This is a genomic window from Vibrio sp. (assembly GCF_047973365.1).
GTDB lineage: Bacteria > Pseudomonadota > Gammaproteobacteria > Enterobacterales > Vibrionaceae > Vibrio.
This window is the reverse complement of the sequence record NZ_JBKEBW010000025.1, coordinates 23533-39968: the sequence shown is the minus strand read 5'-3', so window position 1 is coordinate 39968 and position 16436 is coordinate 23533. Positions and strand designations below refer to the sequence as shown.

The following is a 16436-nucleotide window of genomic DNA, read 5'->3' as shown; positions in this document are numbered from 1 at the left end:
ACCTCACATTGGCATAGGCGGGACAGCATCCGCGCCAAGATTGGCAGCAGTGCTAAGAATTTTTCCGGCTAGCTCTGGCTCGCCTAAGTCGTGAGCGAAGCGCGATAGCATGTCTAGTGACTGGGTCATGTGCTCGCGTGATTTTTCGCTCAGGAAATAACGGGTATTGATAGGCGTTTGGTTTTCCTGCATGGCGAACTGGTCAAACTGGTACTTGTTCACCAGTCCGTTGTAGATGGTTTTGATGGAATCTGCGTGCGTCATGCTACCTTCTCCTTAGCGGTCAAGTCTGAAAACTCAAATTGACCTGCCTCCATACGGTGGACTAACTCCACCAAATCAACGTAACGCGTGGCGTTTTCTTTGCGCTGCAACACCTCTGGAATTTCGCCAATATCCATACGCGCTTTGATTTGTTTCACGCCCATATTGGTTAGGCGTGAGAAATGCGTTACGGACATAAAGGGAATACTCAGCATGTGATACACTCCTTATTGGTTTCCAATATGTGGTTGTATTGGGTTGTATTGGGTTACAGGGGTTCCTGTAATTAGGCTAAGGTTACAGGTTATCCTGTAGGGTGGTCAAGAGTGGAATTTGGAAAAAAAATCAAAGCAATACGAATAGCTGAAAAGTTAGAGCGTCAAGAAATGGCACAACTTGTTGATATTTCTAGGGGTACTTTGAGAGATTGCGAACAATGCGTTAGCAAGCCAAGTGCTGAAACTTTGAAGAAGATCACAAAACACGAGCGATTTAAAAAGTACGCCTTCTGGCTTATGACTGACGAAACACTTCCAGAATCTGGTCAAATTGCACCGGATTTTTCTATCCTATTAGATTGCGGTGTTATCGCTGCCGAAGAGAATGCAGCGAAACGCGCCTAACTATTTGCGCTAAAAGGTTTTATTTTTGGGGGGTGTATGATTTTACTGTGCGAGTCGGGCTATTATTCCACGTATTCCCCGAATCAGTTTTTCTCGCGTGAGCGTGATGCTTTGCAGCTTGATAAGCGTTTAGCGTTAAGGTTTGAGCGTGAGAATGCAGGGAAAGATTTTAGGACGTTGGACGAACTAATTACCCTCTGGTATCGAATGCACGGCAAGACGTTGCGTGACCACATCCGCCTGAGAAAAATTCTCTATCGGATGTCTGAACGTTTCGGCAATCCGATTGCTAGTGACTTCACCAGTGCTGACTTTGCCAAGTACCGCGAAGATCGCACTATTGAAGTGACGACCACAACGATTAACCGTGAGCACGCTTATTTAAGGGCGATGTTCAACGAACTGGACAGGCTAGGGGTGATTAATTTCCCTAACCCACTAGATAAGATTCGCCAGTTTAAAGAGCGTGAAAAAGAACTTCGTTACCTAGATCACGACGAGATAGGGCGGCTGTTGGAGTCGTGCCGGACGTTCACCAATAAATCACTAATTCACATCGTCAAAGTGTGCCTAGCTACGGGCGCAAGATGGGGTGAAGCGGAAGAACTCAAACCATCACAAATCAAGAATAATCAAATCACGTTTTTAAATACCAAATCTAGCCGCAACCGAACTGTACCAGTAAATCAAAAGCTCTACGAAGAACTAAAAACAATTAAGCCAGTGAGCGATAACAAAATGTTTTTAAGTAGCCTTTCCACATTCAGAAAGGCAGTTGACAGGGCAAATATTGATTTACCAAGGGGGCAGATGACGCACGTTCTGCGGCATACGTTCGCGAGCCATTACGTCATAAATGGCGGCAATATCGTAAAGTTAAAGGATGTGTTAGGGCATAGTGAAATCACTACAACAATGCGTTACGCGCATTTAGCTCCTGACCATTTGGAAGACACTCTAAAATTAAACCCATTAAATGAGCACCAATAAATAGAATTTAAATAATGATTGAAAATAGCAAACTTACGGAAGTGAAAAAGGCTAATATGGTTGAAGAAATTAACCATATTAACGAAAACTTTAAAGCGGCTTTAGAACTTGGCGGGCAGGCGTTAGAATACCTAGAAAGGAAGGATAAGGAGTCTAACGCTATGAATCTTGAAATTCAAACCAAAGAAATTGAAGCATCAACGAGTAAACATAAGCGAGTTATAGGGCTAATTGTTTACGCAGTGTCTTTGATGGTTGCTTTGTGTGTTATCGCTTTTATTACTGGTAATGCTGAGTATATTAAGGATATTTTGTCTGCGGTAGCGCTTGTTATGGGTGGGGCAAGCATTCCGAAGCTTTTAAAAACCGAATAATTCAATAAATATTCAATAATAAAAAAGACCTAGATTTTGTCTAGGTCATTTTTTTGCGTGTAATTTAGGTTCATATGAACCACATGCAAGAACATATAAACCGAAGTCAGATTTTTTAGATTTATAACTGGTTGTTTTTCTACGTGGTTGAGTGGAATTCCAAATCCGCGTGTTGGGAGTTCGAATCTCTCCACCCCTGCCATTATTAGAAGCCTCAGTCGAAAGACTGGGGCTTTTTCACATCTGTCGTCTGGCTGGTTGCTGCAATGCTCAATTGATAGAGTAACGGATTCCGCCAATACCAAAAACAAAGGCCACATCGCTTATTGCTGTGTGGCCTTGATATTTTATCAGCGCTAATCAACTAACACTTATTCAGTGGTTTCTCCGCACTCTGTTTGCTGAGCTTCGACGCCTTTTAGACGAAAAGTCATGTCCTCCAATGCTGTTATTTTTTTCTGCTTAGCCAGAGCAAATTGAGAAGCTTTTTCACGCAGTTCTTTTTCGTCAACTAGCCATTCTCGCTGCTCTTTTGCCAGTAGTTGATAAGTGCTTGGTTTTGAATGCAGGACCAGTTCATCAGGAATCAACGAATGTACGCCTTCTATACTAGGTTTGGCTTGTATACGTATTTCTCCTGCTTGTAACGAAGTGCGGATCATTGCAGGCGCTGTTCCCCATTCGACTAATCTTGGATTCGAACTCATGCGCTCTGTCGAAATCAATTCCGCTTCACCCAGTACCGTAAACGTAATACTGTTTCTTGCTAAGCGTTTGATGTTGCCGCTTTCATCTGTCACTTCAGCGACTATAGTAACCAACTGGGAACCATCTGCGACGATAGGTGTGCTTTCATCCAATAAACGTAGGCGAATACGCGTAGGGCGCCTTGCCGGATACTTAACTTCAAGACAAACCACTTCGCCATCAACCAATCCTTCAGCAACAAGGCAAGCCTCCTCAAACAAGTCTGATCGGTGTTTATCTTTTACCGTCATAAAGTCATAAGCGTTTTTAAATACGGCGGGTTTAAATGGAATGCCTATGGTGGTGTTTTTGACTGAAACGGTTCCCACCTCAACACCGCAGAAAGTTAATTTCACTTGGTCTGCATTACTGCACACGATGACGTCTGAAGGAGAAATAGGCGTCATTTCATGCAGAATCGCAATGTGATAGCCGCTTTCAGCAATAGGATGTTCCACAAGAGGATTACGTTGGCTGCTGAACAGCTCATAAGCATATTTAGGTTGACGGAATGCATCCATGACACCGCCCCAGAACTGTTCCGGATGATAACCTCGTTGATGGTCTCAAAGCCATGCCATAGCGTGCCGCCTACATGCTGTCTTGGTGTTTGATAAAGAGTGTTAATGCTGGTCGCATATTGATGACTACCATCTCCAGAACCGAGAGCATAGTGCAGGGCTTGGATAATTAAATATTGGTAAACCCCCAGCTAAGCTGGGGTGACTCGCATAGGTTTGACCGTGACAACGGTGTAACTTCTTTGCTCGACCAAAAGTAAAGAGGAAACAACCTATGCGAGACTATAAGAGTCTGTCTCATACCCGTTGGGATTGTAAATACCATGTGGTTTTTATACCGAAAAAGAGACAGAAATTGATATATGGAGCACTGCGAAAACACCTAGGCTCAACGTTCCATGAGTTAGCTAAACGGAAAGGCGCGACTATTGAGGAAGGGCACTTAATGAAAGATCATGTTCAGATGTGTATCAGCATACCACCGAAGTATTCAGTATCTAATGTAGTTGGTTACTTGAAAGGAAAAAGTGCGATATCAATAGCGAGGCACTTTAAAGGTAAGCAGAGAAATTTTAGCGGTGAACATTTCTGGGCTAGGGGCTATTTCGTATCAACAGTGGGTTTAGATGAACAGGTAGTTCTCGAATATATAAGAAACCAAGAAAAAGCGGATGCTCACCGAGATCAATTAGAGTTCGGTATCTAGCGCCTTGGGCGCTTACTTAAGCCCTTTGAGGGCGTAACCCAATAAGCCTCCGGCTAAGCCGGAGGTAATTTAACTGTTACAAATTTGATAAATATTGTTCTCTTAAGTCGCAGAGCATGGTCTAAGATTTGTTAAGTAAAGACGAATGATTCGTAATGAACTAAGGACATTTCATGACAGAACGTATTGATACCCTAGCAAGCCAAAACCAACAAACAAGGGAAATACCGCAAGAAGCATTTGACTGGTACGACGAATACGCTCACGGTTTGATTGACCGTCGAGAATTTATGCGTCGCCTATCTGGTCTTGCAGTATTAGGCTTTAGCATGGCAGTTCTCACTTCTGCTTTACTACCTAATTACGCTTTGGCAGAACAGGTATCTTTCAATGATGAAAAAATCAAAGCGACTTATGTTGAGTTTGATTCGCCTAAAGGACACGGTAAAGGACGAGGATACCTTGTTATGCCTCGTGAGCTGATTGGTAAAGCGCCAGTTGTGCTTGTCGTACACGAGAACCGAGGTTTGAACCCTTACATTGAAGATGTGGCAAGACGTCTGGCGATGAATGGTTATATCGCTTTTGCGCCTGACGCGTTATTCCCTCTCGGTGGTTATCCGGGCAACGACGATGATGGTCGAGAGATGCAAAGCAGTATGGATAAAGCCAAGATTGAAGAAGACTTTATTGCTGCCGCAATGTTTATTAAATCCCATGCCAATAGCTCTGGCAAATTGGGTGCTGTCGGATTCTGTTTTGGTGGCTATGTGGTGAATATGCTTGCTGCCACGATGCCAGATGCTCTGGATGCCGGAGTGCCTTTTTACGGGACGCCTGCAGCTGAAAGCATTCGTTCCAATGTCAAAGGTCCGTTGTTATTGCAGTTTGCAGAACTTGACCAGCGAGTGAATGCTACATGGCCTGATTATGAAAAAGTGCTGATGGCAAACAAAGTTCCATATATTGCGCACGTATATAAAGGCGTTAATCACGGCTTCCATAACGACTCTACGGGCCGTTATAACGAAGAAGCAGCGGAGTTGGCTTGGGAACGCACTTTGACCTTTTTCGATGAACATTTAAACGCATAGTAAATGAAACCAAGTGGCTCTTGTATTGAATGTTAAGACCTGAACTTTGATGCAAGAGCCATTACTTGTTGTCGCTCCCTATTTTTGAAGCTGTTATGATGTTCAAAAAGAAGGAGTTAGCTATGCCACATTTTCGTTTCCGCGCGGTAGAACCTCAAACAGTGCAAAACTTGTCAAAACCTCTCACGGATTCACTGCAGTCTTTGATGAATTCTCCTCGTGAAGATTTCACTTTCGAATATATCTACACCACTTTCTATGCAGAAGGTGAGGTCGCTGCTGCATACCCATTCGTGGAAGTATTGTGGTTTGATCGTGGGCAGGAAGTGCAAGATAAGGTGGCAGCGATTGTCACCGAACAAGTGAAAGGCATTGTTGGTCAGGATTCAAATGTTGCAGTCATCTTCACTGCTCTAAGTCCTGCTGGTTACTACGATAATGCTCAGCATTATTAAGGGGGAAGTTGATGAATTCCGTTATTGATACCATTTTAAATCATCGCTCGATACGCGCTTTTAAAGATACTCCGATTACTCAGCAACAGTTAGACAGCATCATTAAGTCTGGTATTGCGGCTTCCAGCTCAAGCTTGCTGCAAGTGGTTTCGATTATTCGAGTGACGGATAAAGAGAAGCGCCAGAAGCTGGCAGAGCTATCTGGCAACCAACATTACGTTGCTCAGGCAGCTGAATTTCTGGTGTTCTGTATCGACTATCAACGTCACTATGAGATGAACCCAAATGTGAAGCCTGAGTTTATGGAACTGACACTGATTGGTGCAGTTGATTCAGGCATCATGGCGCAGAACTGCTTGTTAGCTGCTGAATCAATGGGGCTGGGTGGTGTTTACATCGGTGGTCTGCGTAATTCAGCACAACAAGTGGATGAGCTGTTAGGCTTGCCGAAATACAGCGCAGTGCTGTTTGGCATGTGTCTGGGTCATCCAGACCAAGATCCTCAGTTGAAGCCACGCTTAGGGGCGAATGTGATTGTTCACGAAAACAGTTATCAGCCTTTGAATAAAGAGGCAGTTGCTGAATACGATCAGACGATGATGGAGTACTATCAAAGTCGATCGAGCAATGTGAAACAGCAAGGTTGGTCAGAGCAAATCACCGCTAAGCTGAGTCAGGAATCGAGACCGTATATGCTTGGTTATCTGAATGACAAAGGTCTGGCTCAGAAATAATACCAAACACATTAATTTCCTAATCAACTAGACATTGAGTACCGATAAGCAAACCCTCCGAGCCATGGATGGCTCGGCGGAGCCCCATGGAAGGACGCTCTTATAAAAATAAGGGCGTGTTTGCGTTCGGTGCTCATTGTCTAATACTGATCAGATTAATAGTGAAATTGGTATAATCGAGATTAGAACGCAACAAAAAGCCCAGTCACTGACTGGGCTTCGATTTTTATATTAGAGAGCGATTACGCTAATCCCTGAATAATCACAAACTTCTCAAGCAACTCTTCTTCCGTTTCTACATGCTCCGGATCCGTCACAATACAGTTGGTGATCGGGCATACAGACTGACATGTCGGATTCTCGTAGTGTCCTTTACACTCTGTGCAGAGGTTCGGATTAATCTCATAGATGTTGTCACCCATAGAGATGGCTCCGTTAGGACACTCAGGCTCACACATGTCACAGTTAGTGCATTTCTTTGTGATCAATAACGCCATGGTTACTTGCCTACTGGGTTACGAGTATCTTGTCCAGCATTCAGGTTACGCATCAGTAGCGCGTAGTTAAGATCCATGTCTTGAGGCACTGGGATATAAACAAAGTGACCATTGCCTTTTGCGTCATCAACCGCTTCAGCTTTACGGTTTTCCATTGCTTCAAGAGTGAATACAACGTTTCCTTTTGGCGTCATCAGTTCTAGGCTGTCACCAAGCATGAATTTGTTTTTCACTTCTACTTCGGCCATATCGCCACGGCGCTTACCGGTAAACTCACCAACAAACTGTTGCGCATCAGACACTGAGTAGCCGTAGTCGTAGTTTTGGTATGCATCGTGAGTGTGACGACGTAGGAAGCCTTCGGTGTAGCCACGGTGAGCCAGGCTTTCGAGAGTATTCATCAAGCTCTCATCAAATGGTTTACCTGCCACAGCGTCATCGATCGCTTTACGGTATACCTGAGCTGTACGAGCACAGTAGTAGAAAGACTTAGTACGACCTTCGATTTTCAGTGAATGAACCCCCATCTTAGTCAAACGCTCTACGTGTTGAACCGCACGTAGGTCTTTTGAGTTCATGATGTAAGTGCCGTGCTCGTCTTCGAATGCCGCCATTTTTTCTTCAGGACGGTGACTTTCAGAAAGCAGTACAACTTCATCAGAAGGTTTACCTAGACCAATCGTGTTTTCTGGACGCTCTTCCTGAACTTCGATTGCTTGTGCAGCATTTGGATCAAACTCTGCTACGATTTGACCGGCTTCGTCTTCTTTGCCTTTTTCTACTTTGTATTCCCAACGACAAGCGTTAGTACAAGTACCTTGGTTCGGGTCACGTTTGTTAATGTAACCTGAAAGTAGGCAGCGGCCAGAATAAGCCATGCAAAGCGCGCCGTGGACGAAAATCTCAATTTCCATTTCAGGGCACTGCTGACGAATTTCTTCAATTTCTTCTAGAGACAGTTCACGAGAAAGAATGACACGCTCAACGCCTTGCGTTGACCAGAATTTAACTGTTGCCCAGTTAACCGCGTTTGCTTGAACAGAAAGGTGAATCGTCATTTCTGGGAAAGCTTCACGCACCATCATGATTAGACCTGGGTCAGACATGATTAGCGCATCAGGGCCCATATCGATTACAGGTTTAAGGTCACGGATAAAGGTTTTTAGCTTAGAGTTATGCGGTTGAATGTTGCATACCACGTAGAATTTTTTACCTAGAGTATGAGCTTCGTTAATACCGATCTGCAGGTTTTCGTGGTTGAACTCATTGTTACGTACGCGCAGGCTATAACGAGGTTGGCCAGCATAAACAGCATCAGCACCGTATGCGAATGCGTAACGCATGTTCTTTAGGCTACCCGCTGGAGACAATAGCTCTGGTACAAAAGTGTTTTCAGTAGTCATTGTTTGTTTCTCAATCTGATCACAAGTCAGGCCAATACCACCTGATGGTATTGGAAGGGGCGCAAATTTTACGTCAAAACGTGAGCTGTGCCTAGTAAAGATTAAACATAGAAGGGGAAGAAAAGTAGCGAAAAACTGACTCCGCCAAGACGGAGTCAGAGAAAGGTTAAGCGTCAGCTTTAGGAAGACCGCCAAGCACTTCAAATAGGTTTGGTAAGAATGCTGAGAATTCACCACATAACAGAGAGAAGTCAGCATCTAGGCGTGCTGCTTGATCTTCACGAGGAATGTCTTCGTTTTGATCTTTAAGATCATCGCTGTACTGAATGCGTTTAATGCTGCAATCTTCCGCCAATACAAAGCTCAATCGCTCTTGCCAGCTTAGGGCGAGTTTAGTGACGACTTTGTTGGCTTGAATATGGCTAAGGATTTCATCGCTGGTCAGCTCTTGTTTCTTACAACGAATCACAGCGCCATCATCTAAGAAAGATTTCAGTTCCGCTTCATCAAGCAATTGGAAACCTTGTGGCAAGTTACCGTCTTTGACCCACTCCGTCAGTGTCGTTTCTACTGCCACTTCAGGAATCGCAGGTACTACTGGTAGGCTACCCATACTCTTACGTAGCAGAGCAAGCACATCTTCCGCTTTTTTATAGCTGCCTGCATCAACCAGAATCAGACCTTCTTTTGGCATGATCAGAACATAAGTGAGTTGGCTACGGCTAAAAGCGCGAGGAAGAAGATCCACAATGATGTCATCTTTGATGTTGTCTTTTTCTGTTTTCTTCAGAGGGCGACCTTCTTCCGCTTCCATCAATGCGACTTTCTCGTTTAGAGAGTCTTTAATCACTGAAGCGGGTAGCATTTTTTCTTCTTTCTTGGCGCAGATGAGAATGCGGTCGTCGCTCACGTGGGTCATCATATCGCCATGTTTGCCCAGTGCGTGAACCCAACCAAACTTCTGCTTGTCTTGGCTACCACATGGCGTGAAACGGAACTCTGCCAGTTGTTTCTCTAGCTGATCGGCGTTGAAATTGACTTCGCGATTAACACGATAAGCCATACAGTTTTTAAACCACATATCTTTTCTTTTCCTTGTTCGAAAGGCCAACATGATAGGGGATTTCACCCTCAATGTCTTATCAGAAACGTAAAAATGGCTAACTAATATAAAACTATGAATATGGTAAGAAACTTATATTAAAAATTGTTTGCAATAGTCACAAAAGTGTCATATTCATTTTTCATAATGCATATGCTCAAATGACCACATGACGTTTGGTTATACTGTTAATTAAAAATAAAGGTTATTCAAATATGTCTAGAAGGATTCTAGTGGTTGAAGACGAAGCGCCAATTCGAGAGATGCTTTGCTTTGTTCTTGAACAAAAAGGCTACCAAGCAGTGGAAGCTGAAGATTACGACACTGCGGTAGAGAAATTAGCTGAACCCTTCCCTGATCTTGTACTACTCGATTGGATGCTACCTGGCGGTAGTGGCATTAACTTTATCAAACACATGAAGCGTGAAGAACTGACTCGTAACATTCCGGTTGTTATGCTGACGGCTCGTGGTGAAGAAGAAGATAAAGTTCGTGGCTTAGAAGTGGGGGCTGATGACTACATCACTAAACCTTTCTCGCCTAAAGAACTTGTTGCTCGCTTGAAGGCGGTGATCCGCCGGGTAACCCCAACAGCATTAGAAGAGTTGATTGATGTGCAAGGTTTGAAGCTGGACCCGGTTTCTCATCGAGTGACAGCCAACGATGTGCCGCTCGATATGGGGCCAACTGAATTTAAAATGCTGCATTTCTTTATGACGCACCAAGAGCGAGTGTACAGTCGAGAGCAACTATTGAATAACGTCTGGGGTACTAACGTGTATGTGGAAGATCGTACCGTTGATGTGCATATTCGTCGCCTGCGTAAAGCCCTTGAAGATGCTGGACACGACAAGCTGATTCAAACGGTTCGTGGTGCAGGTTATCGCTTTTCAGTTAAGGCTTAACGAAAAATCTGATAAGGCTAAATGGCGTTAGCCTTTAAAAACCAAAAGTCTTTAAAAATTAAAAGTCTTTAAAAATAAAGTGCTTTAAAGGATCAAGTTAGAGAGATTATGGTTGAACGATTGACTTGGAAAAAGCTGGCCTGGGAGCTGGCTTTTTTTTACCTTCCATGGGTAGTTATTGGTTGGATATTTGGATATATGCCGTGGCTGCTGTTAGCAGCGACGGTGATTCAGCTTGTCTGGCATTTACATAACCAGTTGCGTTTATCGGCATGGTTATGGGATGAAAAACGCCTGACGCCACCTTCTGGTTCTGGCAACTGGGAATCCCTGTTTAACGGTATATACCGGCTTCAGCAACGGCAACGTAAAAAACGTAAAGAGCTGACCAATCTCATCCGCCGTTTCCGTAACGGTGCGGAATCATTACCGGATGCGGTGGTGGTTTTTCGCAGTGAAGGCAACATCGTATGGTGTAACCGTTTAGCCCAGCATCTACTTGGCTTTCGTTGGCCTGATGATTCTGGTCAACCGATTTCCAATTTGATCCGCACGCCAGATTTTATCAAGTATCTGCAAAAAGACGATTTTTCCGAGCCCTTGGAAATGCGCTCGCCACTTAACGTAGAACGTATGCTGGAACTGCGTATCGTGCCTTACACCGAAGGTGAGCATTTGATGGTGGTGCGTGACGTCACTCAGATTAAACAGCTTGAAGGCATGCGTCGCAACTTCTTCGCTAACGTTTCTCATGAGCTGCGCACTCCGATGACGGTGTTGCAAGGCTATTTAGAAATGACAGAAGACCCCGAAATATTGTCAGGTCCTATGTGGGCTAAAGCACACGGTGTCATGACAGAGCAGCTAAACCGCATGAACAGTTTGGTCAATCAGCTTCTAACTCTGTCGAAAATCGAAGCGGCACCGATGCATGAGCTTGAAGAGGTGGTGAACGTTCCTGAGATGCTGGAAATACTGGAAAAAGAAGCGATCAGCCTCAGCGGCAGTGACGAACATAAGCTTTCGTTTGAAATTGATAACAATCTAAAAGTGTTGGCGGACGAAGATCAGTTACGCAGCGCGATATCTAATCTGGTCTACAATGCGGTGAAATACACCCCTCCGGGAGCAGAGGTCTATGTACGCTGGTATCAAACCCCTCAAGGTGCTTGTTTAGAAGTTGAAGACAAGGGCGACGGTATTGAACCACAACACTTGCACCGTTTAACGGAACGTTTTTACCGAGTCGATAAAGCACGTTCCCGCGATACCGGTGGCAGTGGTCTGGGCTTGGCTATTGTAAAACATGCTCTGTCGCATCATGATTCGCACCTTGATATTGAAAGTGAAGTTGGCAAAGGTAGTAAGTTTTCCTTTGTGTTACCAAAACGTTTGGTTGTGCGATGAATAAGCTGAGTCAGTGTGGTATTGCTGCGTCCTTGTTGCTCTGTCAGATGGCTTATGCGATTGATGAGTTACAGGACTATACGAAAACATCAGGCGTTGCTGGCAGTTTGCTGTCGGTAGGCTCAGACACGCTTGCAGGCATGACAACTCTGTGGGTTGAAGAATTTCAAACGCTTTACCCGAATGTTGACTCTCAGGTGCAGGCTTCAGGTTCTGCAACTGCTCCTCCGGCGCTAACAGAAGGAACTGCGCAGTTTGGACCAATGAGCAGAGCAATGCGCATGCGTGAAGTTGAAGCGTTTGAGCGTACATTTGGTTATAAACCGACGGAATTACGCGTCGCTATCGATGCAATTGGTGTGTTTGTTCATCGTGACAACCCCATTAAAGGGCTCAACTTCAGTCAGTTAGACAGTATTTTCTCAGAAACACTGCGCTGCGGAGCAACGAAGTCGGCGAAAACTTGGCAGGATTTAGGGCTAAGTTACGACTGGGCAAAACGTGGTATTCAGATGTTTGGCCGAAATTCAGTATCTGGTACCTATGGCTACTTTAAACAGAACGCGCTTTGCGGTGGTGACTTTAAACGTAATGTCAACGAACAACCGGGATCGGCTGCGGTGGTTCAGTCTGTCGCATCGTCAATCAATACCATCGGTTATTCGGGCGTTGGCTATCAGGTGTCTGGTGTGAAGCTATTGCCGATTGCCAAATCTGGTACGGATTATGTGATACCGACCCACGAAAATATTCTTTCTGGTCAGTATCCACTTTCCCGTTATCTGTTTGTTTATGTGAACAAAAATCCGCTACGTGAGTTAACGCCGATTCAACGAGAGTTCATTCGCTTTATCTTCTCCAAGCAAGGTCAAAGCCTAGTAGCAAAAGATGGCTATGTACCGATTTCAGCTGAAATTGCCAGCCAAGAGCTGAAAAAAGTAGGAATTGAATAATAAAAATAGCCTCATGAAATTGAGGCTATTTTTCTACCGACAAAAGAAGGTATTAGAAATTTAAAGTCCAACCGACAGAGTTCCAGTACTCTTTCTCTGTCAGCAAATCCGCATGCAGTAGCTTGTTGTTTTCCAGCCAATCTTTATCAACGCAATTCAGTGTCCACTCATCATCTTGAGCGCTCAAAGAAAGTTCTGGAAGTGGGTCATCATTACGTTGTCCATTGACCACGATAGCTAAGCGTAGCACTCGAATCAGACCGGTAATGTGTTTTTTCTTAAACAGAGAAAAGTCTTCCATTTCGTTAAGTTTTAAGGCCTTACGCTGGAAGCGAGCTAAGGTGGATAACACCAGTTGTTGCTCGCTGTTAAAACCAGCCATGTTGGTATGACGCAGAATGTAAGCTGAGTGACGATGGAACGCTTGTAAGCTAATGCTTAATCCTACTTCGTGAAGTAGTGCGCTCCATTCCAGTAGCTCAAATAATTCACTACCGGCTTTTAAGCCAAGCTCAGAGGAGACATTGTTAAGAAAATCGCGCGCGTATCCCTTGACTTGTGCTGCGTACTCCAGGTCAACCAGGTGTTTTGCGGTCAAATTTTCGGTTGTACGCAAACGTATATCGGAATATTTGAAGCGATCTTCCATCTCATACAGCAAGCCTTCACGTAACGCACCATCTGAAAAAAACATTTCTTTAATGTGTAGCGCTTTGAAAATAGCCGCCAAAATGGCTACGCCTGCCGCAAAAACGGGTTGGCGGTCTTCGGTCAGAGATGGCAAATCGATATCTTCGATGGTGTCCCATTGGCAGAGTTTATCGATAATTTTGTCCAAGCGCTCAGCGGTGATAATGCCGTCTTCATCCCCTAAACCGATCAATACTTCGCGAATAGCTTTGATGGTACCTGAAGAGCCGAAGGTACTTTGCCAACCCATTTTACGGTATTTCGCAGCAATCGATTCGAGCCTCTGCTCTGCCGCTAAGATAGCTTGGGCAAAGTTTTTCTTTGACAATTTGCCATTGGCAAAATACTGATGGGTATAACTGACACAACCCATTTGTTTGCTATTAACGAGCTCAGCTTCAAAACCTTTGCCGATAATGATTTCTGTACTGCCGCCGCCGATATCCACGACCAGCATAGAATCAGATTGTGGCTGAGTATGCGCGACGCCTAAATAGATCAAACGTGCTTCTTCAGTACCGGGAATGATCTCAATGGGAAACGGTAATACTTCGCGTGCTCTTTGGATGAAAATATGAGCATTGCGGGCGCGACGCAACGTGTGTGTGGCGGCAATGCGAACATTTTCCGGCTCGAAGCCCTGTAGTCTTTCTGCAAACATTGCCAGACATTCCAAGCCACGTTCCATTGACGCGTGATCGAGATTATCTTGTTCATCTAATCCAGAAGCTAGACGCACACGTTGTTTATGGCGGCTGATCAGTTGTAGATCTTGATCGACGACTTTAGCGACTACCATATGAAAGCTATTCGATCCGAGATCGATAGCTGCGATTTCACGAGTTTGGTTGGGGTGATTCATTTGCAGCAATATTCTTACGTGTTTGTTTTTCTACATTTTTAATGTAGTCATAAATGGCCATCTGAGAGCGAATTTTTTTGCGATTGCCTCGTTTGACGTAGCTGTTGCTCATCTCTTTGTCTATAACACGCGCTTTTACCGTATCTGTAAACTGAATATTCAAAATATCGATGATTTTTTGCTTTAATCTTTCATCACGAATTGGCGCTGTTACCTCAATGCGGTTATCAATATTGCGAGTCATCCAGTCCGCCGATGAAATATAGATTAATGGGTTACCATCGTTATGGGTCATGATGACACGAGGATGTTCCAAGAATCGGTCAATAATACTGATTATTTCTATGTTGGCGCTGATGCCTTCGACCCCCGGAACTAAAGAGCACATACCGCGGATGATCATTTTGATTTTAACCCCTGCAGCACTTGCACCATAAAGCTTATTAATCAGACCGTTGTCGACCAGATTATTGACTTTAAGAGTGATTGCTGCTTTTTTCCCTGCTTTCGCATTAGCAATTTCGCTGTCAATTAAACGATATAGCTGAGTACGTGAGTTACGTGGTGAAACAATCAGATGATTGAATTTCACTGGGCGGAATGGGCTTTCGATATAGCTGAACACACTTCGTACTTCCGTTGTCAGCTCTTCATTGGCGGTTAGCAATGAAAAATCGGTGTAGATACGCGCAGTTCTCTCGTGGAAATTACCTGTTCCGATATGCGCGTAACGCACAAAAGCATCGTTTTCTTTGCGGGTGATAAGCAAGAGTTTGGCATGGATCTTCATACCCGGAGCACCAAAGATAACGTGTACTCCGGCTTCAGTTAGAATACGTGACCATTCGATATTGGCTTCTTCATCAAAGCGAGCTTGTAGCTCTACCACTACGACTACGCGTTTGCCATTGTGTACCGCGTCGATCAATGAATTCATTAAACGTGAATCTTTTGCTACACGATAAACGTTGATCTTAATACTGACGACTTTTGGATCGAAAGACGCTTGTCTCACCAACTCCGTGATGTGATCGAAGGTGTGATATGGGTAGTGAAGCAGAATATCTTTGGCTTTGATCGCCTCGAATGAGTTGGGATAACCTTCGAAATCAGCACATCGCATGGGTGGTAACGGTTTGTTTTCCAGGTAGTCACGACCAACGTTAGGGAAGCTGATAAAATCTTTAAAGTTGTGGTAGCGGCTACCTGGAAGCAGGCTGTCGTAATGGGAAATTTTTAATTTTTCACATAAGAAACGCAGCATCGCTTCCGGCATTTCTCGTTCATAAACAAAGCGTACAGGCATTGCTGTTAACCGTTGGCTCAAGCCTTCAGACATCTGTTCCAGTAAGCTATATTCTACTTCGTGGCGTAAGTCGTATTCTGCATCGCGGGTCATTTTCATTGAGTAACCAGCAATGCTGTCATATTCGAAAAAGCCCTGAAAAATGCTCTCCAGGCAGTAGCGAATAATGTTATCGAGCAAAATAATGGTTTTGCGACGCTTGCCTTTTTGTTCCGGCACCATAACAAAGCGCGGCAGATGATCGGTTGGGATTTCTATCAATGCATACTGGCTGCTTTCGCCTTTTTTTAGCTCAACGGTGATGTATGCGTATTCGTCTTTAAGGAATTGCAGAACATCGATGTCGTCACGCATGAGCAGCGGAGTGATGTGGGGAAGCACTTCTTTTTGGAAATATTTGGTTATCCAGCGTTGCTGAGTTTCATCAAGTTGGTTTTCATTAACCAAAAAAATCCGCCTTCTTGCCATCTCTAGGATCAACTCACTGTAAAGCTGATCAAAATTCTGATTGAGCTTGTAGGCTTTGGTTTGCATTTGCGACAGCAGATGTTTCGATTCATCGCTACCACCCCGTTCACGATTGATGAGGATCATGCGTTTTACATCGGCAAATCGTACCTTGTAAAATTCATCTAAGTTGTTGGAAAAAATGCCTAAAAATCGAATTCGTTCGATAAGGGGGACGGTTTTATCTGCGGCTTCCTGCAATACGCGTTCGTTGAATGAAAGCCAACTTAATTCCTTGTCGATATACAGCTTATCCGTACTCATGATACACCTACTGACTAGTTCTTTGACGTTGA

General features: G+C 44.2%; 18 protein-coding genes. 10 read left to right on the top strand and 8 right to left on the bottom strand.

Annotated features, from left to right (window positions below):
- Nucleotides 1-3: 3 nt before the first annotated feature.
- Nucleotides 4-264 (bottom strand): hypothetical protein, encoded by a 261-nt coding sequence (locus tag ACK5MF_RS04070; protein WP_416919619.1) that lies wholly within the window; start codon nt 262-264, stop codon nt 4-6.
- Complete coding sequence (locus ACK5MF_RS04065; RefSeq protein WP_416919617.1) at nt 261-479, bottom strand: hypothetical protein; 219 nt, start codon at nt 477-479, stop codon at nt 261-263. The genes ACK5MF_RS04070 and ACK5MF_RS04065 overlap by 4 nt, the downstream gene beginning before the upstream one ends.
- A 111-nt stretch (nt 480-590) precedes the next feature.
- Between ACK5MF_RS04065 and ACK5MF_RS04060 the strand changes: the two genes are divergently transcribed.
- From ACK5MF_RS04060 to ACK5MF_RS04050, 3 genes are read left to right on the top strand one after another with little or no spacing between them, the layout of a single operon-like run.
- Nucleotides 591-887, top strand: coding sequence for a helix-turn-helix domain-containing protein (locus ACK5MF_RS04060; RefSeq protein WP_416919616.1), 297 nt, complete (start codon nt 591-593; stop codon nt 885-887).
- 36 nt (nt 888-923) lie between these two features.
- Nucleotides 924-1877 carry a tyrosine-type recombinase/integrase gene (locus tag ACK5MF_RS04055; RefSeq protein WP_416919614.1) on the top strand — a complete coding sequence of 318 codons (954 nt, stop codon included), beginning with the start codon at nt 924-926 and terminating at the stop codon, nt 1875-1877.
- A 14-nt stretch (nt 1878-1891) separates the two neighbouring features.
- Nucleotides 1892-2251, top strand: a complete 360-nt coding sequence (locus tag ACK5MF_RS04050; RefSeq protein ID WP_416919612.1) for a hypothetical protein — start codon at nt 1892-1894, stop codon at nt 2249-2251.
- Between the two features lie 371 nt (nt 2252-2622).
- Here the strand turns inward: ACK5MF_RS04050 and ACK5MF_RS04045 are convergent, their stop codons facing one another.
- On the bottom strand, nt 2623-3519 hold the full coding sequence (locus tag ACK5MF_RS04045) for a hypothetical protein (RefSeq protein ID WP_416919610.1): 897 nt from the start codon (nt 3517-3519) through the stop codon (nt 2623-2625).
- Between the two features lie 274 nt (nt 3520-3793).
- On the opposite strand from ACK5MF_RS04045, the gene tnpA reads away from it, so the two are divergent.
- The 4 genes from tnpA (at nt 3794) to nfsA (ending at nt 6508) form a co-directional block, all read left to right on the top strand.
- Nucleotides 3794-4225, top strand: coding sequence for an IS200/IS605 family transposase (gene tnpA / locus ACK5MF_RS04040; protein WP_416919608.1), 432 nt, complete (start codon nt 3794-3796; stop codon nt 4223-4225).
- Between the two features lie 173 nt (nt 4226-4398).
- Complete coding sequence (locus ACK5MF_RS04035; RefSeq protein WP_416919606.1) at nt 4399-5319, top strand: dienelactone hydrolase family protein; 921 nt, start codon at nt 4399-4401, stop codon at nt 5317-5319.
- A gap of 122 nt (nt 5320-5441) precedes the next feature.
- Nucleotides 5442-5774 carry a DUF1904 domain-containing protein gene (locus ACK5MF_RS04030; RefSeq protein ID WP_171138854.1) on the top strand — a complete coding sequence of 111 codons (333 nt, stop codon included), beginning with the start codon at nt 5442-5444 and terminating at the stop codon, nt 5772-5774.
- An 11-nt stretch (nt 5775-5785) separates the two neighbouring features.
- Entirely contained in the window at nt 5786-6508 is a 723-nt protein-coding gene (nfsA, locus tag ACK5MF_RS04025) for an oxygen-insensitive NADPH nitroreductase (RefSeq protein ID WP_416919604.1), read from the top strand.
- A gap of 242 nt (nt 6509-6750) precedes the next feature.
- Here the strand turns inward: nfsA and ACK5MF_RS04020 are convergent, their stop codons facing one another.
- The 3 genes from ACK5MF_RS04020 to rdgC form a co-directional block, all read right to left on the bottom strand.
- Nucleotides 6751-7005 (bottom strand): YfhL family 4Fe-4S dicluster ferredoxin, encoded by a 255-nt coding sequence (locus ACK5MF_RS04020; RefSeq protein WP_102942934.1) that lies wholly within the window; start codon nt 7003-7005, stop codon nt 6751-6753.
- Nucleotides 7006-7007: 2 nt separating this feature from the next.
- On the bottom strand, nt 7008-8408 hold the full coding sequence (gene yegQ, locus ACK5MF_RS04015) for a tRNA 5-hydroxyuridine modification protein YegQ (protein ID WP_416919602.1): 1401 nt from the start codon (nt 8406-8408) through the stop codon (nt 7008-7010).
- A 166-nt stretch (nt 8409-8574) separates the two neighbouring features.
- The gene (rdgC, locus tag ACK5MF_RS04010) at nt 8575-9489 is read right to left on the bottom strand and encodes a recombination-associated protein RdgC (RefSeq protein WP_416919600.1); all 915 of its coding nucleotides are present in this window, start codon (nt 9487-9489) and stop codon (nt 8575-8577) included.
- Between the two features lie 236 nt (nt 9490-9725).
- Between rdgC and phoB the strand changes: the two genes are divergently transcribed.
- From phoB to ACK5MF_RS03995, 3 genes are all read left to right on the top strand, one after another.
- Nucleotides 9726-10415: a phosphate regulon transcriptional regulator PhoB gene (gene phoB / locus ACK5MF_RS04005; RefSeq protein WP_165310447.1), complete on the top strand. Its 690-nt coding sequence runs from the start codon at nt 9726-9728 to the stop codon at nt 10413-10415.
- Between the two features lie 108 nt (nt 10416-10523).
- Nucleotides 10524-11822 carry a phosphate regulon sensor histidine kinase PhoR gene (gene phoR / locus ACK5MF_RS04000; protein WP_416919598.1) on the top strand — a complete coding sequence of 433 codons (1299 nt, stop codon included), beginning with the start codon at nt 10524-10526 and terminating at the stop codon, nt 11820-11822.
- On the top strand, nt 11819-12775 hold the full coding sequence (locus tag ACK5MF_RS03995; protein ID WP_416919596.1) for a PstS family phosphate ABC transporter substrate-binding protein: 957 nt from the start codon (nt 11819-11821) through the stop codon (nt 12773-12775). The genes phoR and ACK5MF_RS03995 overlap by 4 nt, the downstream gene beginning before the upstream one ends.
- A gap of 52 nt (nt 12776-12827) precedes the next feature.
- On the opposite strand, the gene ppx is transcribed toward ACK5MF_RS03995, so the two are convergent.
- Nucleotides 12828-14327: an exopolyphosphatase gene (gene ppx / locus ACK5MF_RS03990; protein WP_416919594.1), complete on the bottom strand. Its 1500-nt coding sequence runs from the start codon at nt 14325-14327 to the stop codon at nt 12828-12830.
- On the bottom strand, nt 14302-16404 hold the full coding sequence (gene ppk1 / locus ACK5MF_RS03985) for a polyphosphate kinase 1 (RefSeq protein WP_416919591.1): 2103 nt from the start codon (nt 16402-16404) through the stop codon (nt 14302-14304). Before ppk1 ends, ppx begins: the two co-directional genes overlap by 26 nt.
- Nucleotides 16405-16436: the final 32 nt, after the last annotated feature.